The organism is Comamonas sp. w2-DMI (assembly GCF_040187735.1).
Classification (GTDB): domain Bacteria; phylum Pseudomonadota; class Gammaproteobacteria; order Burkholderiales; family Burkholderiaceae_C; genus Comamonas; species Comamonas terrae.
Genome location: NZ_JBANEL010000001.1, coordinates 571,874 through 592,570, shown reverse-complemented (window position 1 = coordinate 592,570; position 20,697 = coordinate 571,874). Strand labels below are relative to the sequence as shown.

Annotated in this window: 21 protein-coding genes; 5 read left to right on the top strand and 16 right to left on the bottom strand. The window is 66.1% G+C overall.

The window, feature by feature from the left end:
- Window positions 1–24: 24 nt before the first annotated feature.
- Window positions 25–597 carry a YggT family protein gene (locus V8Z74_RS02635; protein ID WP_349707789.1) on the bottom strand — a complete coding sequence of 191 codons (573 nt, stop codon included), beginning with the start codon at window positions 595–597 and terminating at the stop codon, window positions 25–27.
- Between the two features lie 102 nt (window positions 598–699).
- Between V8Z74_RS02635 and V8Z74_RS02630 the strand changes: the two genes are divergently transcribed.
- The 5 genes from V8Z74_RS02630 (at window position 700) to V8Z74_RS02610 (ending at window position 6,173) form a co-directional block, all read left to right on the top strand.
- Window positions 700–1,347, top strand: a complete 648-nt coding sequence (locus V8Z74_RS02630; RefSeq protein ID WP_066472608.1) for an LON peptidase substrate-binding domain-containing protein — start codon at window positions 700–702, stop codon at window positions 1,345–1,347.
- Window positions 1,348–1,497: 150 nt separating this feature from the next.
- Window positions 1,498–3,042, top strand: a complete 1,545-nt coding sequence (gene lysS / locus V8Z74_RS02625; protein ID WP_349707787.1) for a lysine--tRNA ligase — start codon at window positions 1,498–1,500, stop codon at window positions 3,040–3,042.
- A gap of 116 nt (window positions 3,043–3,158) precedes the next feature.
- Window positions 3,159–4,178, top strand: a complete 1,020-nt coding sequence (locus V8Z74_RS02620; RefSeq protein WP_349707785.1) for a hypothetical protein — start codon at window positions 3,159–3,161, stop codon at window positions 4,176–4,178.
- A 146-nt stretch (window positions 4,179–4,324) separates the two neighbouring features.
- Window positions 4,325–5,383 (top strand): GGDEF domain-containing response regulator, encoded by a 1,059-nt coding sequence (locus V8Z74_RS02615; RefSeq protein ID WP_349707783.1) that lies wholly within the window; start codon window positions 4,325–4,327, stop codon window positions 5,381–5,383.
- Window positions 5,384–5,510: 127 nt separating this feature from the next.
- Window positions 5,511–6,173, top strand: a complete 663-nt coding sequence (locus V8Z74_RS02610; protein WP_349707782.1) for a mechanosensitive ion channel family protein — start codon at window positions 5,511–5,513, stop codon at window positions 6,171–6,173.
- Window positions 6,174–6,239: 66 nt separating this feature from the next.
- Here the strand turns inward: V8Z74_RS02610 and purT are convergent, their stop codons facing one another.
- The 15 genes from purT to lepA all read right to left on the bottom strand — a co-directional run bounded on the left by purT (window position 6,240) and on the right by lepA (window position 20,584).
- Window positions 6,240–7,457: a formate-dependent phosphoribosylglycinamide formyltransferase gene (gene purT / locus V8Z74_RS02605; RefSeq protein ID WP_349707781.1), complete on the bottom strand. Its 1,218-nt coding sequence runs from the start codon at window positions 7,455–7,457 to the stop codon at window positions 6,240–6,242.
- Between the two features lie 36 nt (window positions 7,458–7,493).
- The gene (locus V8Z74_RS02600; RefSeq protein WP_349707780.1) at window positions 7,494–7,925 is read right to left on the bottom strand and encodes a hypothetical protein; all 432 of its coding nucleotides are present in this window, start codon (window positions 7,923–7,925) and stop codon (window positions 7,494–7,496) included.
- Entirely contained in the window at window positions 7,918–8,586 is a 669-nt protein-coding gene (locus V8Z74_RS02595) for a TenA family protein (protein ID WP_349707778.1), read from the bottom strand. Before V8Z74_RS02595 ends, V8Z74_RS02600 begins: the two co-directional genes overlap by 8 nt.
- Window positions 8,587–8,659: 73 nt before the next feature.
- On the bottom strand, window positions 8,660–9,130 hold the full coding sequence (locus V8Z74_RS02590) for a hypothetical protein (protein ID WP_349707776.1): 471 nt from the start codon (window positions 9,128–9,130) through the stop codon (window positions 8,660–8,662).
- Between the two features lie 13 nt (window positions 9,131–9,143).
- Window positions 9,144–10,208, bottom strand: coding sequence for a 6-phosphofructokinase (locus V8Z74_RS02585; RefSeq protein WP_066472627.1), 1,065 nt, complete (start codon window positions 10,206–10,208; stop codon window positions 9,144–9,146).
- A 33-nt stretch (window positions 10,209–10,241) separates the two neighbouring features.
- Window positions 10,242–12,053: an ABC transporter ATP-binding protein/permease gene (locus tag V8Z74_RS02580; protein ID WP_349707774.1), complete on the bottom strand. Its 1,812-nt coding sequence runs from the start codon at window positions 12,051–12,053 to the stop codon at window positions 10,242–10,244.
- 76 nt (window positions 12,054–12,129) lie between these two features.
- A complete protein-coding gene (gene nagZ, locus V8Z74_RS02575; RefSeq protein WP_349707773.1) occupies window positions 12,130–13,221 on the bottom strand; it encodes a beta-N-acetylhexosaminidase in 1,092 nt (363 codons plus the stop codon).
- Window positions 13,222–13,368: 147 nt separating this feature from the next.
- Window positions 13,369–13,767: a holo-ACP synthase gene (gene acpS / locus V8Z74_RS02570; protein WP_066472645.1), complete on the bottom strand. Its 399-nt coding sequence runs from the start codon at window positions 13,765–13,767 to the stop codon at window positions 13,369–13,371.
- 56 nt (window positions 13,768–13,823) lie between these two features.
- Window positions 13,824–14,597, bottom strand: a complete 774-nt coding sequence (locus V8Z74_RS02565) for a pyridoxine 5'-phosphate synthase (protein ID WP_349707771.1) — start codon at window positions 14,595–14,597, stop codon at window positions 13,824–13,826.
- A complete protein-coding gene (gene recO, locus V8Z74_RS02560) occupies window positions 14,594–15,370 on the bottom strand; it encodes a DNA repair protein RecO (protein ID WP_349707770.1) in 777 nt (258 codons plus the stop codon). The genes V8Z74_RS02565 and recO overlap by 4 nt, the downstream gene beginning before the upstream one ends.
- Before the next feature lie 82 nt (window positions 15,371–15,452).
- Window positions 15,453–16,559, bottom strand: coding sequence for a GTPase Era (era, locus tag V8Z74_RS02555; protein WP_083526502.1), 1,107 nt, complete (start codon window positions 16,557–16,559; stop codon window positions 15,453–15,455).
- Complete coding sequence (gene rnc / locus V8Z74_RS02550; protein WP_349707767.1) at window positions 16,556–17,239, bottom strand: ribonuclease III; 684 nt, start codon at window positions 17,237–17,239, stop codon at window positions 16,556–16,558. Before rnc ends, era begins: the two co-directional genes overlap by 4 nt.
- A gap of 129 nt (window positions 17,240–17,368) precedes the next feature.
- Window positions 17,369–17,719, bottom strand: coding sequence for a DUF4845 domain-containing protein (locus V8Z74_RS02545; protein WP_066472671.1), 351 nt, complete (start codon window positions 17,717–17,719; stop codon window positions 17,369–17,371).
- A gap of 79 nt (window positions 17,720–17,798) precedes the next feature.
- Window positions 17,799–18,776 carry a signal peptidase I gene (lepB, locus tag V8Z74_RS02540; RefSeq protein ID WP_349707765.1) on the bottom strand — a complete coding sequence of 326 codons (978 nt, stop codon included), beginning with the start codon at window positions 18,774–18,776 and terminating at the stop codon, window positions 17,799–17,801.
- Window positions 18,776–20,584, bottom strand: coding sequence for a translation elongation factor 4 (lepA, locus tag V8Z74_RS02535; protein WP_349707764.1), 1,809 nt, complete (start codon window positions 20,582–20,584; stop codon window positions 18,776–18,778). Before lepA ends, lepB begins: the two co-directional genes overlap by 1 nt.
- Window positions 20,585–20,697 lie beyond the last annotated feature (113 nt).

The window sequence follows — 20,697 nt, the reverse complement described above, 5'->3', positions numbered from 1 at the left end:
CGGGCAATGCCGATCAGCCGGCGCTCACATCCCCATGGCTCCCATGGCGATGGCACCCAGCCCCCAGGCCTGCACATGGGCCAGCACGATGAGCCCCACCTGCAGCACGATCATCCCGACCAGGGCGGAGAGATCCACATTGCCGATCAGCGGCACGATCTTGCGGATGGGCACGAGCAGAGGGTCGGCCAGGCGCTGCAGCACGTTGTAGATCGGCGAGTACGGCTGCACCCAGGACAGGATGGCATAGGCCAGCAGGATGCCCATCATGCCCATCAGCGCGAGCTTGACCAGGCCGCACAACGCCAGCCAGGGCACGGCCAGCACCGACGCGGCAGCACCCAGCAGCCAGCCGATCACCATCTGCAGCAGCAGCAAAGCAGAAGCCGCCACCAGGCTGGGCACGTCCCAGCTGCCCCTGGTGGGCATCAGCTTGCGCAGCGGCAGCACGATCCAGTCGGACAGCGCAAACACCAGCTGGCCTATGGGATTGCCGAACGGAACGCGCTGCCTTTGCATGTACAGGCGCAGCAGGCAGGCGCCCCCGACCAGGCTGACCGCGACATCCAGCAGAAACCAAACGATTTGAAAAAGCATGTAGTTGAATCTATCGGCAAGTTGGCAGACATGAAACCGGGCCGGCACCGCAGACATTGCCGCGGCCATGCCCCACAGATCATGGGATGATAGCCGGGCACCATGACCGAAGCCGCCACACTGCATTCCCTGCCCCTGTTTCCGCTGGGCACCGTCCTGTTCCCGCAAGGGCTTCTGAGCCTGAGGGTCTTCGAGGTGCGCTATCTCGACATGGTGCGCAAATGCCAGGCCGCGGACGCGCCATTCGGCGTGGTGGCGCTGCAGGCCGGCCACGAGGTGCGCAAGGCCGGCGCCCGGCCCGAGCAGCTGTATGCCGAAGGCACGCTGGCCCGGCTGACGCGGCTGGAGACCGTGCAGCTGGGGCTGATGCATCTGCAATGCCGGGGCCAGCAGCGCTTTCGCATTCTCGGCAGCCGGCAGCTGCCCCACGGGCTCTGGGTGGCCGATGTGCAGATGCTGCCGGACGATGCCGAGATCGCGGTGCCCCAGCACCTGCGCAGCGTGGCCCATGCACTGGCCCAGGTACTGCTGCAACTGCATGCGCGCGCCCAGGACCCCGACCATGCGCAACTGCCTACACCCGCCCAGATGGCCGATTGCGGATGGGTCGCCAACCGCTGGGCCGAGCTGCTGCCGCTGCCGCTGGCCGTCAAGCAGCAGCTGATGACGCTGGACAGCCCGCTGCTGCGCCTGGAGCTGATCGCCGACCTGCTGGAGCGCAACGGCATCGGCCAAGCCCCCGCCACCTAGCACCAGCGCCTTTCAAGGGGGCCATTTGGGGCTTGAGGTGCTCCCCTGGCAAAAAAAACTAAAATCGCCGGTTCGGGCCGCAAGCCGTGCGGCCCCATTTTCCGGGCTTCCTGCCTTTATTTCCGGCGCCTGGCGCTGGCGCTCATTTTCATGACTGAACAAAACACCTCTTTAGCGGCTGAAAACACCGCCCCTCAGGACGAAAACAAACTCATCGCCGAGCGCCGCGAAAAACTCAAAACCCTGCGCGAGCAGGCCAAGGCCAGCGGCAATGCGGCCTTCCCCAACGATTTCAAGCCCGAGCACCGCGCCGACGCGCTGATCGCCGCGCATTCCGGCAAGGAAGCCGAGGCCCTGGAAGCCGAGGCCATCGCCGTCAGCGTGGCCGGCCGCATGATGCTCAAGCGCGTGATGGGCAAGGCCAGCTTCGCCACCATCCAGGACGCCACGGGCCGCATCCAGATCTATGTGACGCGCGATGCCGTGGGCGAGGACGTGTACGCCGACTTCAAGAAGTGGGACCTGGGCGACATCATCGCCGCCGAAGGCACGCTGATGAAGACCAAGACCGGCGAGCTGTCCATCAAGGCCACGCGCATCCGCCTGCTGACCAAGAGCCTGCGACCCATGCCCGACAAGTTCCACGGCATGGCCGACCTCGAACAGAAGGTGCGCCAGCGCTATGTGGACCTGATGATGGACGAAGAGGCCCGCAAGCGCTTCGTGGCCCGCAGCAAGGCCGTGGCCGGCATCCGCGAATTCATGGTCGAGCACGGCTTCCTCGAGGTCGAGACGCCCATGCTGCACCCCATTCCGGGCGGCGCCAACGCCAAGCCCTTCATCACCCACCACAATGCGCTGGACCAGGACATGTACCTGCGCATCGCGCCCGAGCTCTACCTCAAGCGCCTGATCGTGGGCGGCTTCGAGCGCGTGTTCGAGATCAACCGCAACTTCCGCAACGAAGGCATCTCGGTGCGCCACAACCCCGAGTTCACGATGATGGAGTTCTACGCGGCCTACTGGAACTACCGCGACCTGATGGACTACACCGAGGCGCTGATCCGCGACGCGGCCATGAAGGCCGTGGGAACGCTTTCGCTGACCTATGGCGGCAAGAGCGTGGACCTGGCCCAGCCCTTCGAGCGCCTGACCATCGTGGAAGCCATCGTCAAGTACACCGACGCCGGCGAGAACGTGGGCAACCGCGACTGGCTGATCAATGCCTTGAAGAAGCTGGGCATGAAGGAAGACAAGGACAAGCTGTCCACCCGCACGCTGGCCAGCCTGCAGGTGCTGTACTTCGAGGAAGTGGTCGAGGAAAAGCTCTGGAACCCCACCTTCATCATGGAGCACCCCACGGAGATCTCGCCGCTGGCCCGCGCCAACGACGAGCGTCCCGAGGTGACCGAGCGCTTCGAGCTGTACATCACCGGCCGCGAGTTCGGCAACGGCTTCTCCGAGCTCAACGACGCCGAAGACCAGGCCGCGCGCTTCAACGCCCAGGTCGCCGCCAAGGACGGTGGCGACGACGAGGCCATGTACTTCGACCACGACTTCGTGCGCGCCCTGGAATACGGCATGCCTCCCACCGGCGGCTGCGGCATCGGCATCGACCGCTTCATGATGCTGTTGACCGACAGCGCCAGCATCCGCGACATCATCCTGTTCCCCGCACTGCGCCGCGAACAATAAGCCTTATTGCCTCCAGATCAATAGCTGCCAGCCCTTTTCCAGAAAGGGCTGGCAGCTATTTTCATATAGGGAGCATGCAACCGGCCGGTCACGGCCCGTGGCTATACTGGCCCCCCATGCATATCCCTCGATACTGGGCGCAAGCGCGGCTGCGCCATGAAACCGGCCAACGCCACGGCGCGACCGTCCAGCGTTGGGGTTGGTCCGACAGCAGCCCGCAAGATGCCGAAGCCCATGCCCGGCAGCGGGCCCAGGAAGCGCTGAACGCCCTGCTGGCCGCTCCCGCGGCAAGAAACCTGGATGCAGGATTCGAGCGCATGGAATGGCGCGGCGAATACGGTCTGGACGGCGCCACGCCCATCCGCGAAGAAGTGCTGGAGCGCCGCGGCGATACGGTGCTCACGCGCAACAGCTACGGTGCCCACTGCCTCAATACCGAGCAGGTGGCCATTGCCGACATGGATTTTCCCGAGCCCCGGCGGTCGCCGCGCTTTCCGCTGCTGTCCAGCCTGCTGCTGGCGGCCGCGCTGGGCTGGCTGGCCACCCAGCCTCAGGCCGTCAATGCCCTGATGCTGGCCGGCATCGTCGCGACGGCGCTGATAGGCCTGTATTGGCTGTCCAAGCTGCGCCAATGGCAGCATGCGCGTACGGCCCGGGCCCGTGCCGTACCGCCGCTGCAGGCGGCACTGGAGCGCGTGCACACGCTGGCCAGCCAGCATCCGGACTGGAGCCTGCGCCTGTACCAGACGCCCAAGGGCCTGCGCGTCATCGTCACGCACGCCACCTTCGGCCCCGGGTCTCCCGAAGTCCAGATCCTGTTCGATGCGCTGGCGGTGGATCCCCTCTACGCCATGCTGTGCGACAAGCAACAGTGCTTTCGCGCGCGCGTCACCGGCAAGCCCTGGCGCATGGGCCTGAGCGGTCTTTCGTCGCAGGACCGGCAATGGCCGCCGCAGCCCAGGCATCTGCCGTCGCGCACCGCGTGGTGCCGCGATTACGACAGCAAGGCCGCCCAGTTCGCGGCCTGCCATTTCATCAAGCAACTGGGGCCGGGCGCCAGCTGTCCGCAGGCCCAGGCCTTTGTGCAATGGCATGACCAGGCCTGCAACGCCCGCACCGCACTGCCGCTGGCCTGAGCCGCCGTGTCGCCGCAAGCAGACATTGCTTTACATTGATGTAAATGAAAGGCGGTTAAAGTAACAAAAAACTACACTCCCGGTATTCATTCCGGCCCGCCGCCCTGTTCCATGTGATCCCGCCGGATCAGCAGACCCGTACGCACATGTCCGTCATTCCGTCCCCGAGTTCCGAACGCTCAGCCATTGAATCGGACGCTGCGCGTTTCACGCCGCAGGATGCCAGCGCGCCGTTTTCCGTTCTCGTGGTGGAAGACCAGCCCTCCATGCGCACGGCTCTGGTCAGGGAGCTGCACCAGGCGGGTGTGAGCGAGGTGCTGGAAGCAGAGAACGGCCGTGCAGCCCTGGCGCTGTTTCGCAGCCGCCGCCCGGACCTGGTGCTGCTGGACATCCGTCTGCCCGGCGAGGATGGCTACTGGGTGGCGCGCCAGCTGCGCGAGACCGAGCGCGGCGAGTGGACGCCCATCATCTTCCTGTCGGGACTGGACAATGACCTGGATGTCTGGCGCGGCATCGAGGCCGGCGGCGACGACTATCTGGTCAAGCCGGTCAAGCCCATCGTTCTGGTGGCCAAGCTGCGCGCCATGCGGCGCCTGCTGGACATGCGCCGCCGCCTCGTGACCCTGTCGGCCGAACTGCATCTGGCCAACCAGAAGCTCAACGAGATGGTGGAGCTGGACTCGCTCACCAACCTGGTCAACCGCCGCGGCATGGACCGCATGCTGCATGCGGAGATCGCCGCGGCCCGCCGCGAGGGCAAGCCCCTGACGCTGATGCTCTGCGACCTGGACCATTTCAAGCAGTTCAACGATACCTACGGCCATGTGCAGGGCGACGAATGCCTCAAGCACGTGGGACGGCTGCTGCGCGAGGTCTGCGTGCGCCCGCGCGACGTAGCGGCCCGCTACGGCGGCGAGGAATTCGCACTGATCCTGCCCAACACGCCGCGCTCCGGCGCGATGACGTTTGCCCGCGCGCTGGGCCAGATGCTCAAGAGCCTCAAGGTGCGGCCGCCCAATGCGCCCGGCGAGCTGCAGCTGACGCTCTCTGGCGGCATCACCACCTGCATTCCCGACGAGCACACCAGCGCGGAAACCATGCTGATGCGCGCCGACGAAGCCCTGTACGCAGCCAAGACCCAGGGACGCAACCGCTTCTTCAGCTTCGAGATGCAGATGGACACCATCGAGCAAAGGCAGCTCTAGGGCTCTTCCTGCCCGCCCGGCGCACTGCGCGCCCGCCGACGCCGGCAGCGGCGATTAGGCGCTAGGATCAAGGCTCCGACCGGCCGCTGCTGCGGCCGGCGTTCTTGTTTCTCCCCACTGTTGGTTTATGCGCCGTCTTCAAATGCACCTGCCGGAATGGATGCAGGAATGGCTGGAAGTCCTGGTCCCGGGCATCCAGATTTTTCTCATCATCGTTGCCGCCTGGCTGCTCAACCGCCTTTGCAAGCGCATCGTCTCCCGCGTCGGCCAGCACTATGCGCTGCCGCATGAGCTGCTGCTGCCGATGCGCGGCGTACTGCGCTGGATCATCATTGCAGCCGCCGTGCTGCTGGTGCTGGAGCGCCTGGGCATGTCGGCCACGGTGCTGTGGACCGCCTTCACAGGCTTCGCCACCGTGGGTGCCGTCGCCTTCTTTGCCGCCTGGAGCGTGCTCTCCAACCTGTTCTGCGCCGTGCTGATCGTGACCGTCGGACCGTTCCGGCTCGGCGACCACATCGAGCTGCTCGATTCGGCCGACAAGCCCGGCGCCAAGGGCAAGGTGATCGACCTCAACATGCTCTACACCACGCTGCAGGACGACAGCGCCCCCGAGGGAGTGCCTAATGTGGTGCAGATTCCCAATTCGCTGATCTTCCAGCGCGTGCTGCGGCGCTGGAAAGGCGGCATGCCCATGGCGACGGAAGCCGCACCCGCCAGCAGCGGCGAGGAAGCCAGCGCCATTGCCCTGGCAACGCCCGCAGCCCGGAGTGCGAACCAAGCCGGTGCCTGACTGCGCACGAACGCAAAAAGAAAAAGGGCTCCTTCCGGGAGCCCTTTCGCATGGATGGCGCTGCCGTCAGGGCAGGCGTGGCGCCACCTTGCCGGCGGCCAGCTTGGCGTTGGCGCGGGCCGTCTCCACGTCGGCCGCGCGGGCCAGCGCCACGCCCATGCGGCGCTTGACGAAGCTCTCGGGCTTGCCGAACAGGCGCAGGTCGGTACCGGGGATGGCCAGGGCTTCATCCACGCCATCGAACACCAGGCCCGTGGCATCCTGGCCGCCATAGATCACGGCGCTGGCACCGGGATTGCGCAGGCTGGCATCCACGGGCAGGCCCAGGATGGCGCGCGCATGCAGCTCGAACTCGCTCTGCCACTGGGTGGCCAGCGTCACCAGGCCCGTGTCGTGCGGGCGCGGTGAAACTTCGCTGAACCAGACCTGATCGCCCTTGACGAACAGCTCCACGCCGAACAGGCCCAGGCCGCCCAGGTCGTCGGTCACGGCCTTGGCGATCTGGCGGGACTTTTCAAGCGCCGCCGCCTGCATGGGCTGGGGCTGCCAGCTTTCCACATAGTCGCCGGCCTGCTGGATATGGCCGATGGGGTCGCAGAAATGTGTCCGGACCTGGCCGTCAGCGCCCCTGGCGCGCACGGTCAGCTGGGTGATTTCGTAGTCGAAGGCTATGAAGCCTTCGACGATGACGCGGCCCTTGGCCACGCGGCCGCCGGCCATGGCGTAGTCCCAGGCCTTGGCCACATCGGCAGGGCCGTCGATCTTGCTCTGGCCCTTGCCCGAGCTGCTCATCACGGGCTTGACCACGCAGGGATAGCCGATGGCCGGCCTGCCGTCCGTGCCGTCGATGGCGGCCTGCAGCTCGGCCAGCGAGTCGCAGAAGCGGTAGGGGCTGGTCGGCAGGCCCAGGGTCTCGGCGGCCAGGCGGCGGATGCCTTCGCGGTCCATGGTCAGGCGCGTGGCGCGGGCCGTGGGCACCACGGTGACCACGCCCGCGGCCTCCAGCTCTTCCAGCATGGGCGTGGCAATGGCCTCGATCTCGGGCACGACCAGATCCGGCTTGACCTCTTCGATGAGCGCCTTGAGCTGGGCCGGATCGCTCATGGTGATGGTGCGCGCATGGTGGGCCACCTGGTGGCCGGGCGCGTTTTCGTAGCGGTCCACGGCAATGGTTTCGACGCCGAGGCGCTGCAGCGCGATCAGCACTTCCTTGCCCAGTTCGCCGCTGCCCAGCAGCATGACTTTGGTGGCATGGGGGGAGAGAGGGGTTCCTAGAGTGGTCATGGAGCGGTCCGGCAAAGGATGAAAGAAATGTATGGCTCAACGTGCGTCTGCCGCCGCGGGCAGCAGCGAATAGTGCTGGATGCGGCAGGGCCCGCGGTCCTTGCATTCGCCGTCCAGATAGCGGTAGCGCACCTTCACGGTCTGGCCCGGCTTCGGCCATTGGCGCCGCGGCACTTCGGCCTGGTAGTCGGGCGTCTCGGGCCTGAAGCTCAGGGCTGCGCCGGGCTGCGGGCATTCCGCATCGCCCCGGGCCTGGGTGCTGACCACGCGGGTCTGCAGCTGCCTGCTGGAAGTCTGCTTGTCGCGCACCTTCACGCCCAGCTCGCAGATCTGCCACTGCCCGGCCATGGCCGGCGCGACAGCGAAAGCCAGCAGCAGCAAGGACAAGGCCCCCAGAAACGGGCCGGCAATGCGCCGGCCGAGCGGCGCGCAAAACGGCTTGCGGTGTGGTTTGTGGTCTTCAGTCATAGATGTGGTCGAAGAACTGGCGCTCCAGCGCCACGGCCTGGCGGAAATACGCGGCGGCCTCGGCGCGCCGGACATCCGTGAGCTGCGGGCCCACGCGGTCCAGCTCGCTGCGCAGCCAGCCCACGAAGCCGCGGAAGAAATCGTTGGCATGCAGTCCTATCCATTCGGCATGCTCGAAGCGCGCGGGCAGCGGCACATGCTTTTTGCCGTCCTGGTCGGCCCAGTCCAGGTACAGGCCTTCGGCCACGGCCAGCACGGCAATGCAGTTGGCATAGCTCAGGCTTTGCGCAGCATCGTGCATGAGCTGCCGCAAGGCCAGCGTCGGCTGCGTGAGCGCGGGCGCCAGGCGCTGCGGCTGCGGCACGCCCAGGGCATCGAAGCTGCGCAGGAAATAAGTGTTCTCGTCGCTGGTGATCATGGCCGCGAACTGCGCCAGCCGCACACGCGGCGCGAATTCGTCGGCGCTCGCAATGGCCGCTCCCAGCAGGGCCACGAAGCGGTCGATGAACTGGTAGTCCTGCACCAGGTAGCGGCGCAGCACGGCGTCATCCAGCGTGCCGTCGAAGATCTCGTGCACGAAGCGATGGTCCACGCAGGCCTGCCAGTCCTCGCTGCAGGACCGGCGCAGCTGTTGTGCAAACCCCTCGGCCAAAACATTCATTCCGCTGCCTTCCAATACTCTTGAATCCATAGCTGCCAGCGCTTGCCCATACTGCACTACAGCCCGAATACCTTCAATGCGTGAGGCCGCCCGCCTTGGCGCCGCGCTGCGGAATCTCCTCGCGCGCAAAGTCGATGTCCGGTGTCCACACCGCATCGTCCCAGTTCCAGGGGCTGCTGGCCTGCTCCAGGCTCAGCACATGCACGCCGGACAGGTCCTTGATCCGTTCCTTGAGCCAGGCGATCTGGTCGTCGCGCACGAAGACCAGACAGCTCACGCCCCAGTCGGGCGACACGATGCCATGGGCCTGCAGCTGGGCCAGCAAGGGGCCGTACCAGCGCTCCACGCGCTCGTTGATGCGGTTGACCAGGGCCAGCGGATAGCCCGAGGCGGACACCTCCACCACGCAGACCTCGCGCCGCGCGGGGCGCAGCGCCACGAAGGCCGGGCATTGCCAGCCGTCGGCCACCTCGTACTTGGGCGCCACAAAGGTTTCGCCGTTGGCCGTGAGCAGCTGCATCACGGCTTCTTCATGCCGGTCCATGTCCATTCCTCCTTCAGCCAGGCAGCCGATCGCCCAGGCAGATGCCGATGTCGCGCGCCATGGTGATGAGGTCGCTGGTAAGCGGCACGGTGCGCTGGGTGTTGGCCACATCGGCAATCGCCACGCTGCCGATCCTGCCGTCCTGCAGCGTCACCATATGGCCGAAGCGCCCTTCCATCACCAGCTGCGCCGCATGGTGGCCGAAGCGCGTGGCCAGCACCCGGTCGAACGGCGTCGGGTCGCCGCCGCGCTGCACATGGCCCAGCACCGTGGTGCGCACCTCGCTCTGGAGATGGGGCTGCAGCTGCGCGCGCAGCACATGGCCCACGCCGCCCAGGCGCACGGGATCGGGGCTGTGCTCTATGCGCTCGCGCACCGTGAGGCTGGCGCCGCTTTCCTTGGCGCCCTCGCCTATGCAGATGATGGTGTAGCGCTGGCGCTGTTCGCGCTGGCGGCAGGCCTCGATGACGGTCTGCAGGTCGTAGTCGATCTCGGGCAGCAAGATGATGTCGGCCGCGCCGGCAATGCCGGACTCCAGCGCCAGCCAGCCCGCGTGGCGGCCCATGGTCTCCACGATCATCACGCGGTGGTGGCTCATGGCCGTGCTTTCGATGCGGCGCAGGCTCTCGGTCACCGTGGCCACCGCGGTGTCGAAGCCGAAGCTGCGCTCGCAGCTGGCGATGTCGTTGTCTATGGTCTTGGGCACGCCCACGCAGTGCAGGCCGATGTTCCGCAGTCCGTGGGCCAGGCTCATGGTGCCGTCGCCGCCGATGACCACGGCCACATCCAGGCCCAGCGCCTGCACATTGCGCTGCACCTGGGCCAGCGTGGCCTCGTCGCGCAGCGGATTGGCGCTGTTGCTGGTGCCCAGGATGGTGCCGCCGATGTGCAGAATGCCCGAGACTTCGTCCCAGTCCAGGGGCTTGACGCGCGGCTGCGCGTCCATCAGGCCTTCGAAGCCGTCGGCAATGCCCAGCACCTCGCACTGGCCATGGTTGATCAGGGACTTGGTGACCGCACGGATCACCGCATTGAGACCGGGGCAGTCGCCGCCGCCGGTCAGCACACCAACGCGCATTCGGGAGTTCTCCAAAAACAGGGCCGGCCTCTATCATCCCATGCCGCGGGCCGCTCCGAGCGCAGGCTCCCCAGAGGAAATGCCGGCCGCGCGGATTTTTCCGTTGTCGGCATCGAGCACCCAGCGCCTGTCATGAAAGCGTGCCACGCTGTCGCGGTGGGCCACCGAGACCAGGGCCCCGCCCCGCTCGCGCACCAGCTGCACCAGGCGCGCATAGACCTCGGCCTCGGCCGCGCTGTCCAGTGCGCTGCTGGCCTCGTCGGCAAACACCCAGGCCGGGCGCTTGAGCAGCACGCGCGCAATCGCCAGGCGCTGGCGCTCGCCGCCCGAGAGCAGCGCATTCCAGGCCGCCTGCCGGTCCAGTTGCCCGGCCAGCCGCGGCAGCTGCGCCTGGGTCAGCGCCTGCTCCAGCGCCGCATCGGCATAGCGCGAGGCCGGCTCGGGATAGGCCAGCGCATCGCGCAGGCTGCCATCGGGAAAATAGGGGCGCTGCGGAATGAACATGGCATCCGCGGGCCGCTGCACGCGCCCCCGGGCAAACGGCCAGATGCCCGCGAACACGCGCAGCAGGGTCGATTTGCCGCTGCCCGAGGGGCCGCTGATCAGCAGCCTGTCGCCGGGCTGCACGTCGAGCTCGCTGGGCTGCAGAATGCGCTCGCCGTTGGGCAGATCCACTTCCAGCGCGCTGGCATGCAGCTGTGCCCCGGCCTGCATGCTGACGCCTGCAGGTGCGGACTCCTGCGCGCGCAGGCAGGCCTCGAAGCCGCCCAGGCGGTTGGTGGTGGCGCGCCATGCCGCGATGTCGGCGTAGTTGTTGACGACCCAGCTCAGCGATTCCTGCACCTGGTTGAAGGCCGAGGCGATCTGCATGAGCTGGCCCAGCTGGATGGCGCCGCTGAAAAAGCGCGGCGCCGCGATGATGAAGGGAAACACCACGGCCGCCTGGCCGAAGAAGTTGGTGAACCAGGTCAGGTTCTTCTGCTTGCGGATGAGCTGCAGGTAGTTGGCCAGCGCGTCCGCAAAGCGCAGCGACAGCTGTTGGCCCTCCACGCGCTCGCCGCCATCGAGCGCAATGGCTTCGGAATGCTCACGCACGCGGATCATGTGGTGGCGGAAATCGGCCTCCAGCTGCTGCTGGCGGTTGTTGAGCCAGACCTGCGGCTTGCCGATCCAGAAGGTGATGGCGCTGCCCGCCAGGCAGTACAGCACGGCCATCCAGACCATGAAGCCGGGAATGTGCAGATCGCCCCCGCCCAGCAGCTGCGGCAGGCCCACGTCCATGGCCGCGCTCAGGCCCCAGAGGATGCCGACAAAGCTCGCGAAGGTGACGCAGGCATTGAGCAGCCCCATGGAGAGCGAGACCGTGTAGGTGGTGAAGAGGTTGAGGTCTTCCTGGATGCGCTGGTCGGGGTTGTCCGGCACGCCCGCGCCTTCCCCATAGCGCCCCAGCTCCAGCCGGTAGAAGGCCTGGTGCGCCAGCCAGCGCCCCAGCATGTGCCGGGTCAGCCAGCGCCGCCAGTCCAGCTGCAGCAGCTGGGTCAGATAGAAGCGGTAGACCGCGATGACGATATAGGCCAGCGCCAGCCAGAGGAAATGCCATAGCTGCTGCCAGAACACATTGGCCTGCTTGTTCTGCAGCGCATCGTAGAACACGCGGTTCCACTCGTTGATCTGCACCAGCATGAACACGGCCGCGAGGTTGAGCGCCACGATGGCGGCCAGCAGGCCCCAGGCCCTGGCTTTCCTGTCGGAGACGAAGTACGGCCGGCTCAGGGCCAGGGCCTGCCCGAGGACTTGGATGCGGCTGTGCCCGGGGGCAGCCGTCGCTGGCGCTGTAGTGGTCATGCGGCCTCTTCTTCTGAAGTGTTTGCCGACCACTTTACGCCCGCCGACTGAGGCGAGGCTTAAGTCGCAGGCTTTGCTAGGGCAGCAGGTCCAGCGCCTGCAGATACGCCGGCTGGCGCATCAGGTCGTCCCAGGCCTGCGGCGCGGTTTCGGGCAGCAGGGCCAGGCGGCGCGATTCGGAATCCTCGTCGGGCACCCAGCGGCCATCGCGCAGGGCGGCATCCATGCCGTCCAGCAGTTCGTCCACATGCTCGCCCAGGCCCAGGCTCTGGTTGCACAGCAGCACCATGTCGCAGCCGGCATTGAGCGCGGCCAGGGCCGCCTCGGTATAGCTGATGAGCTTGCCGCCGATGCGGCGCGCGCCTTCCATGCTCAGGTCGTCGCTGAAGATGGCGCCGTCGTAGCGCAGGCGGCTGCGCAGCACATCCTTAAGCCATTTCTCGCTGAAGCCCGCGGGGCGCTTGTCCACCTTGGGGTAGATCACATGGGCCGGCATCACGGCCGTGAGCACGGAAGAGAGCCAGGGATACGGCGCGGCGTCTTCGCTCAGGATGGCCGTGAGGCTGCGCGTGTCGACGGGGATGTCCACGTGCGAGTCGGCCTTGACGAAGCCATGGCCCGGGAAATGCTTGCCGCAGTTGCCCATGCCCGCCTGCAGCAGGCCGTGCATCAGGCTCCTGGCCAGGGCTGCCACCACGCGCGGATCGCGGTGGAAGCTGCGGTCGCCGATGACCGAGGACTCGCCGTAGTCGAGGTCCAGCACCGGCGTGAAGCTGAAGTCCACGCCGCAGGCGCGCAGCTCGCTGCCCAGCACATAGCCGGCCGCAGTGGCCGCGTTCATGGCGGCCATGGCACCGCTGCCTTCCCGCGGCTTGCGGCCCTTGCCGTCCTCCATCCACATCCGGCCGAAGGCACGCATGGGCGGCAGGTGGGTGAAGCCGTCGGTGCGGAAGCGCTGCACGCGGCCGCCCTCGTGGTCCACGCAGATCAGCAGATCGGGCTTGACAGCCTTGATGTCGGCGCACAGCTGCACCAGCGTGGCGCGGTCCTCCCAGTTGCGCTTGAAGAGAATGATGCCGCCCACCAGGGGATGGGCCAGGCGCGCGCGGTCCACATCGGTGAGCGTCGTGCCGGCAATGTCGATGATCAGGGGGGCGTGCAGGTTCATAAGGTCTTCAAGATTTGGGAGAGATCGACAAACAGCGCTTGCCGCAGGCCGGCCTCTGCAGCGAGGCCGCCAGCATGGGCTGAGGCCAGCCGCGCCGTCCCGCAGCAAAGGCGGCCGTCCCCCTCAGGGGGAAGGTGCGCAAGCGACTCAGGGGGAGCATTTTTCTACGACACAGAAGCTGGCTGCGTATTCGGATTCGTCGGTCACCGTGATGTGGGCCTGCAGGCCCCGGGCTTCGAACCATTCCTTGAGCTCGCCGTGCAGGCGGATTTCGGGCTTGCCCGAACGCAGATTGGCGATCTCGCAATGGCGCCAGGTCATGGGCATGCGCATGCCCAGGCCGATGGCCTTGCTGAAGGCCTCCTTGGCCGAAAAGCGCGTGGCCAGATAGCGTATGCCGCGCTCGGGCCAGCGCTGCGAGCGCGCGCGCCAGACGGCCAGCTCGCCCTCGGACAGCACCTTCTCGGCAAAGCGCTCGCCATGCCTTTCCAGGCTGGCGCGGATGCGGCGGATATCGCAGATGTCGGTGCCTATGCCGTAGATCATGGTTTCAGTCCAAATGGCTTCAAGCGCTTGCCCAGCATGCGCTACCAGCTACAGATTCAGGAGTCCCTGGCCGCCATGCCCGCATCGATGGCCGCCTGGTAGGCACGCACGGTTTCTGCGTAGCCCAGTTCCAGCGCATCGGCGATCAGCGCGTGGCCGATGGAGACTTCGGCCAGGCCGGGCACGCGCGCCACGAAGGCGGGCAGGTTGTCGCGGTTCAGGTCGTGGCCGGCATTGATGCCCAGGCCCGCATCCAGCGCGGCCTGCGCGGCGCTGGCATAGGCCTGCAGCTGATGCTCCTGCTCCGCCTTGCCCCAGGCGGCGGCATAGGGCTCGGTATAAAGCTCCACCCGGTCGGCCCCCACGGCCCTGGCGGCGGCCATCTGCCCGGGGATGGGGTCCATGAACAGGCTCACGCGCACGCCCAGCGCCCGGCATTCGGCAACCAGTGGCTTCAGGCGCTCGGCATCCTGCGGGAAGCTCCAGCCGTGGTCGCTGGTGAACTGGTCTTCGCTGTCGGGCACGAAGGTGGCCTGGTGCGGGCGCGTGGCGCGGATGAACTCCATCAGGTTCTGGGTGGGGTTGCCTTCGATGTTGAATTCGGCCTGCGGCCAGGCCTTGAGCAACGCGTGCAGGTCGTGCACGTCCTGGGCGCGGATATGGCGCTCGTCAGGACGCGGATGGATGGTGATGCCCTGCGCCCCGGCCTGTAGGCAGATCTCGGCGGCCCGCGTCACGGACGGAATGCCCAGATGCCGGGTATTGCGCAGCAGCGCCACCTTGTTGACGTTGACCGACAGCGCCGTGCGCGAAGAGGCGGGAAGTTTCATAGCGATTGCAAATCCATCATCAGCTGGCGGGTGCGCAGCATGGTTGAGCCGCAATGGTATTGCAGAAGATTGCGCAGCTGCGGCTTCAGGGCCTGCGCCACCTCGGGCTCGGCCAGGGCTTGGAGGGTCTGGGGAAAGGGCTGCGCCGACTGCAGGGCCAGCTCGATGGCCTGCCACTGCCGGCCGGCCAGCGCCGCGCGCTCGTGCGGGGCGGCCTGGCGCAGACCGCCTTCGGCCACCAGCGTGTAGCGGACCGCGGCCGCCACGTCGCTCAGGGTGGTGCTTTCCTGGTCCAGCGCGGGCAGATGGCCCAGTTCGCGCAGCAGCACCAGCTCGAAGGCGCGCAGCACGGGCTCGATGGCATCGGTGCTGGCGCCATGCTGTCCCGCCAGCACGCGCACCACGCCCGCATAGATGTCGAACAGCGCGGCATAGGGGTCGTCGCGCGCCAGCAGCCGCATCAGCAGCTCGTTCAGGTACATGCCCGACCACAGCGCATCGCCCTGCGGCATCACATGGCCGCCCACCCATTCGGCGCCCTTGAGCGTGTGGATCTCGGCATTGCCCTCGGCGCCCAGCGTGTAGTTCAGCTTCAGGGGCTGCAGCGGCAGCAGCACCGGGCGGAAATTGGAGGTATGGCGCTTGACCCCTTTGGCCGCCAGCGCCACCCGCCCGCGGTGGCGCGTGAACACCTCCAGGATCAGGCTGGATTCGCTCCAGTCGTACTGGTGGAGGATATAGGCGGGTTCGTCGCTGACGCGTTTGGCGGCCACGGTGGGGTTCAGGGATGAGAAAAGGCCTCAGCAGAGGCCTTGGTCGAAGAAATCATAGCCGGCGTTTCAAGCCGCCAGCCGCTTATTCATATCCAAAGGATTTGACACGGGCCTCGTCGTCGGCCCAGCCCGAACGGACCTTGACCCAGATCTCGAGGAACACCTTGGCGCCCATGAGCTTTTCGAGTTCCTGGCGCGCCTCGGTGGAGATGCGCTTCAAGCGCTCGCCGCCCTGGCCGATGACCATGGCCTTGTGGCCGTCGCGCTCGACCACGATGGTGGCCGCAATGCGCATGAAGCGGCCGTGCTTGGGGCTGGGCTCTTCCTCGAACTTGTCGATGACCACGGTGGAGGTATAGGGCAACTCGTCGCCCGTGAAGCGGAACAGCTTCTCGCGGATGGTCTCCGAGGCGAGGAACTTCTCGCTGCGGTCGGTCAGCTCGTCGGGGCTGTAGAACCAGGGCTGCTGCGGCAGGTACTTGGCGCAGATGCCGAACATGCGCTCGATGTCCTTCTTGTTCTTGGCCGACATGGGCACGAACTCGGCAAACGGGTGGCGCTCCTGCATGTCGCGCAGCCAGGGCGCGATCTCGGCGCGGCGGCCCACGGTATCGAGCTTGTTGGCGATCAGGAGCGTCGGAATGCCGGGCTTGAACAGCGACAGCACCTTGGCATCGGCCAAGGTGAAGCTGCCGGCCTCGACCACGAACAGGATCAGGTCCACGTCGCCGATGGCGCCCATCACCGTCTTGTTCAGCGACTTGTTCAGCGCCGTCGAATGCTTGGTCTGGAAGCCCGGCGTGTCCACGAACACGAACTGGGTCTCGTCCTTGGTGCGGATGCCCGTGATGCGGTGGCGCGTGGTCTGGGCCTTGCGCGAGGTGATGGAGACCTTCTGTCCCACCAGCGCATTCATCAGCGTGGACTTGCCCACGTTGGGCTTGCCGACGATGGCGATCAGGCCGCAGCGCTGCTCCTCGGGCGCATAGACGCGCGCGGGCTGTTCCAGCTCCGGGGTCTCCTGGCGGACGGCCGCAGCGGCGCTGCCGGGCTTGGCCGCCGCCAGCATGGCATCGATGTCGGCCAGGGTCTGGACGCCGGCATCTGCCGGCTTGCCCGCACTCTTTCTGGCTTTGGCGCTTGCCGCGCCAGCGGTGCTCGCTACTTTTTTCTTAGCAGCATCGGTCATAGGTGTTTGGCTTTCAATTGTTCCAGCACGGCAGCCGCCGCAGCCTGTTCGCCCGCACGGCGCGATCCGCCCGTGCCATGGGCCTTGATGTTCAACTCTGCCACAGCGCATTCGACCTTGAAAGTCTGGCGGTGCGCAGCGCCGGTGATTTCCATCACCTGGTACTGGGGCAGCTTCATGCGCCGGCCCTGCAGCAGTTCCTGCAGCGCGGTCTTGGGGTCCTTTTCCGCCGCGCGCATATGGGGATTGATGTCCACGCCTTCGAACAGGTGGTGGACCACTTTCTCGGCCGCAGCGAAGCCGGCGTCGAGATAGACGGCACCGATCAGTGCTTCCACCGCATCGGCCAGGATGGAGGGGCGCTGCTTGCCGCCGGACTTGGATTCCCCCTCGCCCAGGCGCAGCAGGCCCGGCAGCTGCAACTGCAGCGCGATCTTGTGCAGCGTCTCTTCCTTGACCAGATTCGCACGCACGCGCGACAGGTCGCCCTCGGGCATGGAAGCCAGCCGCGCATACAGCAGGCTGGAGATGGCCAGGCTCAGCACCGAGTCGCCGAGGAACTCCAGGCGTTCGTTGTTGTCCGCCGAGAAGCTGCGGTGCGTGACCGCTCGCTGCAGCAGCGCCGGATTGGCAAAAAGATGTTGCAGCCGCTGCTGCAGTGCGTTGAGTGCAGGTTCCACCGGAATGGTTCCACGGCATGCGCTCCAGAACGGAGCCTGGCTGGCGCATGCCGCGGCCTTGTTGATAGGACTTGCGCGGGTTCCGCCAGGGCCTGGCGCAATGCCCTGCCCTGCCTGCGCAAGTCGCGGTTATTTCTTGAAACGATAGACCAGGTAGGCCGGACCCGCCAGATGGATTTCTCGCGAATATTCGAAGCCTACGACCACCTTGTCGTTCACCTTGGTCACGTGCAGCTCGCTGCCGCTGACGGACTTGATGTCGTCGATGGCCGCCGCGCGGTCGAAACTGGCCCGGACTTCGGCCACGGTGCTGCCTTCGGCTGCGGCCTTGTTCGCCGCCTTGACCGCCGCCTGGTATTCCAGGAAGACGGGCAGCGATTGTGAACCAATCCCGACCACGGCGACCAGGACGGCCACGAGAAACACCAGTCCGATGAAGGACAGGCCTTTTTGACGCGAGCGGCTTGCAATGCTGTTCATGCTTTTTCCCTCCTCAAAGGCGGGCTTGTATTTGCCCGCTCATTCCCAGAAAACGGCGTGATGGCGGCCGGCAGCCTGTTCAGTGGAAGCTGCCGATGCGCTTGAAGTCCCCGAAGTTCATCCAGACGAAGAACGCCTTGCCGACGATGTTGCGGTCTGGCACGAAGCCCCAGTAGCGCGAATCCAGCGAATTGTCGCGGTTGTCGCCCATGACGAAGTAATGCCCCTCGGGCACCTTGCAGGTCACGCCCTCGACGCTGTAGCTGCAGTTCTGGCGGAATTCGAAATTGCTGGCGCCCTGGATGAAGGCCGGCACATCGTTGTTGACGATGATGCGGTGAGGCTTGTCGCCCAGGGTTTCGTCGAACTGCTTGAAGTAGCGCATCACGTCGCGGTCCAGGAAGTCCGGCAATTCGGCCACCGGCAATTCCTTGCCGTTGATCGTCAGGCGCTTGTTGAGGTAGGCGATCTCGTCGCCGGGCACGCCCACCACGCGCTTGATGTAGTCCAGGCTGGGCTGGGGCGGATAGCGGAACACCATCACGTCGCCGCGCTGCACGGGCGAGCCTTCGGTGATCTTCTTGTTGATCACGGGCAGGCGGATGCCGTAGGTGAACTTGTTCACGAGAATCAGGTCGCCCACCAGCAGCGTGGGAATCATCGAGCCCGAGGGAATCTTGAAGGGCTCGAACAGGAAGGAGCGCAGGATGAACACGATGGCGATGACCGGGAACAGGCCCGCCGTCCAGTCCAGCCACCAGGGCTGCATGAGGATGCGGCCCTTGGCCTCTTCCGAGACCTCGATGTCCGTCTTGGCGATGCCCATGCGATCCAGCTCGGCGCGGCGCGCGATGGCCGACTGCTCCAGCGCCTGTGCCGCGGCGCGGCGCCGGGGCAGGAAATAGAGGCGCTCGGCAATCCAGTACAGGCCCGTCACCACCGTGGCCAGGAACAGCAGCAGCGCGAAATTGCCCTCGATCGCGCCGGTGTACCAGGCGCCGATGTAACCGACAAAGGCCGCCAGGACGGCGGCCGTGAACCATTGCATGACTTGCATCAATCCTCCACTTGCAGAATGGCCAGGAAAGCCTCCTGCGGAACTTCCACCGAGCCGATCTGCTTCATGCGCTTCTTGCCGGCCTTCTGCTTCTCCAGCAGCTTGCGCTTGCGCGTGATGTCGCCGCCGTAGCACTTGGCCAGCACGTTCTTGCGCATGGCCTTGACGGTTTCGCGCGCGATGATGTTGGCGCCGATCGCGGCCTGGATGGCCACGTCGAACATCTGTCGGCTGATGATCTCGCGCATCTTGGCCACCACGGCGCGGCCGCGGTACACCGACTGCGAGCGGTGCACGATGATGGACAGCGCGTCGACCTTGTCGCCGTTGAGCAGGATGTCCACCTTGACCACGTCGGAAGCGCGGTACTCCTTGAACTCGTAGTCCATCGACGCGTAGCCGCGCGACACGGACTTGAGCTTGTCGAAGAAGTCCAGCACGATCTCGCCCAGCGGCATCTCGTAGGTCAGCATGACCTGGCGGCCGTGGTACTGCATGTTGATCTGCACGCCGCGCTTCTGGTTGGCCAGCGTCATCACCGGGCCCACGTAGTCCTGCGGCATGTACAGGTGCACGGTCACGATGGGCTCGCGGATCTCCTGGATGCGGCCGACATCGGGCATCTTGGAGGGGTTTTCCACGTCGATGACCTCGCCGTCGCCCTTGACGACCTGGTAGACCACGCTGGGCGCGGTGGTGATCAGGTCCTGGTCGAATTCGCGCTCCAGGCGCTCCTGCACGATCTCCATGTGCAGCAGGCCCAGGAAGCCGCAGCGGAAACCGAAGCCCAGCGCCTGCGACACCTCGGGCTCGAACTGCAGCGACGAGTCGTTGAGCTGCAGCTTTTCAAGAGCGTCGCGCAGTTGGTCGTATTCCGAGGCCTCGGTGGGGTACAGGCCCGCGAACACCTGGGGCTTGATTTCCTTGAAGCCCGGCAGCGCCTCGCTGGCGGGGCCCAGGTTGTTGGGCAGCTTCTTCTCGAGCGTGATGGTGTCGCCGACCTTGGCGGCCTTGAGTTCCTTGATGCCGGCGATGATGTAGCCCACCTCGCCCGCGCGCAGAACGTCGCGCGGCTGGTTGGCCGGCGTGAACACGCCCAGGCTGTTGGCCTCGTAGGCGGCGCCCGTGGCCATCATCTTGAAGCGCTCGTTCTTCTTGAGTTCGCCATCGACCACGCGCACCAGCATGACCACGCCCACGTAACTGTCGAACCAGCTGTCGATGATCATGGCGCGCAGCGGGCCGTCGGGATTGCCCTTGGGCGGCGGCACCTTGGCCACCACGGCCTCGAGGATCTCGTCGATGCCCATGCCGGTCTTGGCCGAGCAGGGAATGGCGTCGCTGGCGTCGATGCCGATCACGTCCTCGATCTCGGCCTTGGCATTGTCGGGGTCGGCCTGGGGCAGGTCCATCTTGTTGAGCACGGCCATCACCTCCACGCCCAGGTCGAGCGCGGTGTAGCAGTTGGCCACGGTCTGGGCCTCGACGCCCTGGGAGGCATCGACCACCAGCAGCGCGCCCTCGCAGGCGGACAGCGAGCGGCTCACCTCATAGGAAAAGTCCACGTGGCCGGGCGTGTCGATCAGGTTCAGGTTGTAGACCTTGCCGTCCCGGGCCTTGTACTGCAGGGCTGCGGTCTGGGCCTTGATGGTGATGCCGCGCTCCTTCTCGATGTCCATCGAGTCCAGCACCTGGGCCTCCATGTCGCGCTCGGCAAGGCCGCCGCAGCGCTGGATCAAACGGTCTGCCAGCGTCGACTTGCCGTGGTCGATGTGCGCAATGATGGAGAAATTTCGGATGTGATTCATCAACGAGAAAGACGACTATGGAATTGGAAAAAAGGGTGGCCGCACGCGCAAGAAAAAAGGGCGCGTCCATTGGCGGCGCGCCCGTAACCAACAATCTCTGGCAACTGCGATAG

What these genes read in the sequence shown, in the direction of transcription:
- V8Z74_RS02635 (WP_349707789.1), bottom strand. Translation starts at nt 597, where the DNA reads ATGCTTTTTCAAATCGTTTGGTTTCTGCTGGATGTCGCGGTCAGCCTG.
- V8Z74_RS02630 (WP_066472608.1), top strand. Translation starts at nt 700, where the DNA reads ATGACCGAAGCCGCCACACTGCATTCCCTGCCCCTGTTTCCGCTGGGC.
- lysS (WP_349707787.1), top strand. Translation starts at nt 1,498, where the DNA reads ATGACTGAACAAAACACCTCTTTAGCGGCTGAAAACACCGCCCCTCAG.
- V8Z74_RS02620 (WP_349707785.1), top strand. Translation starts at nt 3,159, where the DNA reads ATGCATATCCCTCGATACTGGGCGCAAGCGCGGCTGCGCCATGAAACC.
- V8Z74_RS02615 (WP_349707783.1), top strand. Translation starts at nt 4,325, where the DNA reads ATGTCCGTCATTCCGTCCCCGAGTTCCGAACGCTCAGCCATTGAATCG.
- V8Z74_RS02610 (WP_349707782.1), top strand. Translation starts at nt 5,511, where the DNA reads ATGCGCCGTCTTCAAATGCACCTGCCGGAATGGATGCAGGAATGGCTG.
- purT (WP_349707781.1), bottom strand. Translation starts at nt 7,457, where the DNA reads ATGACCACTCTAGGAACCCCTCTCTCCCCCCATGCCACCAAAGTCATG.
- V8Z74_RS02600 (WP_349707780.1), bottom strand. Translation starts at nt 7,925, where the DNA reads ATGACTGAAGACCACAAACCACACCGCAAGCCGTTTTGCGCGCCGCTC.
- V8Z74_RS02595 (WP_349707778.1), bottom strand. Translation starts at nt 8,586, where the DNA reads ATGAATGTTTTGGCCGAGGGGTTTGCACAACAGCTGCGCCGGTCCTGC.
- V8Z74_RS02590 (WP_349707776.1), bottom strand. Translation starts at nt 9,130, where the DNA reads ATGGACCGGCATGAAGAAGCCGTGATGCAGCTGCTCACGGCCAACGGC.
- V8Z74_RS02585 (WP_066472627.1), bottom strand. Translation starts at nt 10,208, where the DNA reads ATGCGCGTTGGTGTGCTGACCGGCGGCGGCGACTGCCCCGGTCTCAAT.
- V8Z74_RS02580 (WP_349707774.1), bottom strand. Translation starts at nt 12,053, where the DNA reads ATGACCACTACAGCGCCAGCGACGGCTGCCCCCGGGCACAGCCGCATC.
- nagZ (WP_349707773.1), bottom strand. Translation starts at nt 13,221, where the DNA reads ATGAACCTGCACGCCCCCCTGATCATCGACATTGCCGGCACGACGCTC.
- acpS (WP_066472645.1), bottom strand. Translation starts at nt 13,767, where the DNA reads ATGATCTACGGCATAGGCACCGACATCTGCGATATCCGCCGCATCCGC.
- V8Z74_RS02565 (WP_349707771.1), bottom strand. Translation starts at nt 14,597, where the DNA reads ATGAAACTTCCCGCCTCTTCGCGCACGGCGCTGTCGGTCAACGTCAAC.
- era (WP_083526502.1), bottom strand. Translation starts at nt 16,559, where the DNA reads ATGACCGATGCTGCTAAGAAAAAAGTAGCGAGCACCGCTGGCGCGGCA.
- V8Z74_RS02545 (WP_066472671.1), bottom strand. Translation starts at nt 17,719, where the DNA reads ATGAACAGCATTGCAAGCCGCTCGCGTCAAAAAGGCCTGTCCTTCATC.
- lepB (WP_349707765.1), bottom strand. Translation starts at nt 18,776, where the DNA reads ATGCAAGTCATGCAATGGTTCACGGCCGCCGTCCTGGCGGCCTTTGTC.
- lepA (WP_349707764.1), bottom strand. Translation starts at nt 20,584, where the DNA reads ATGAATCACATCCGAAATTTCTCCATCATTGCGCACATCGACCACGGC.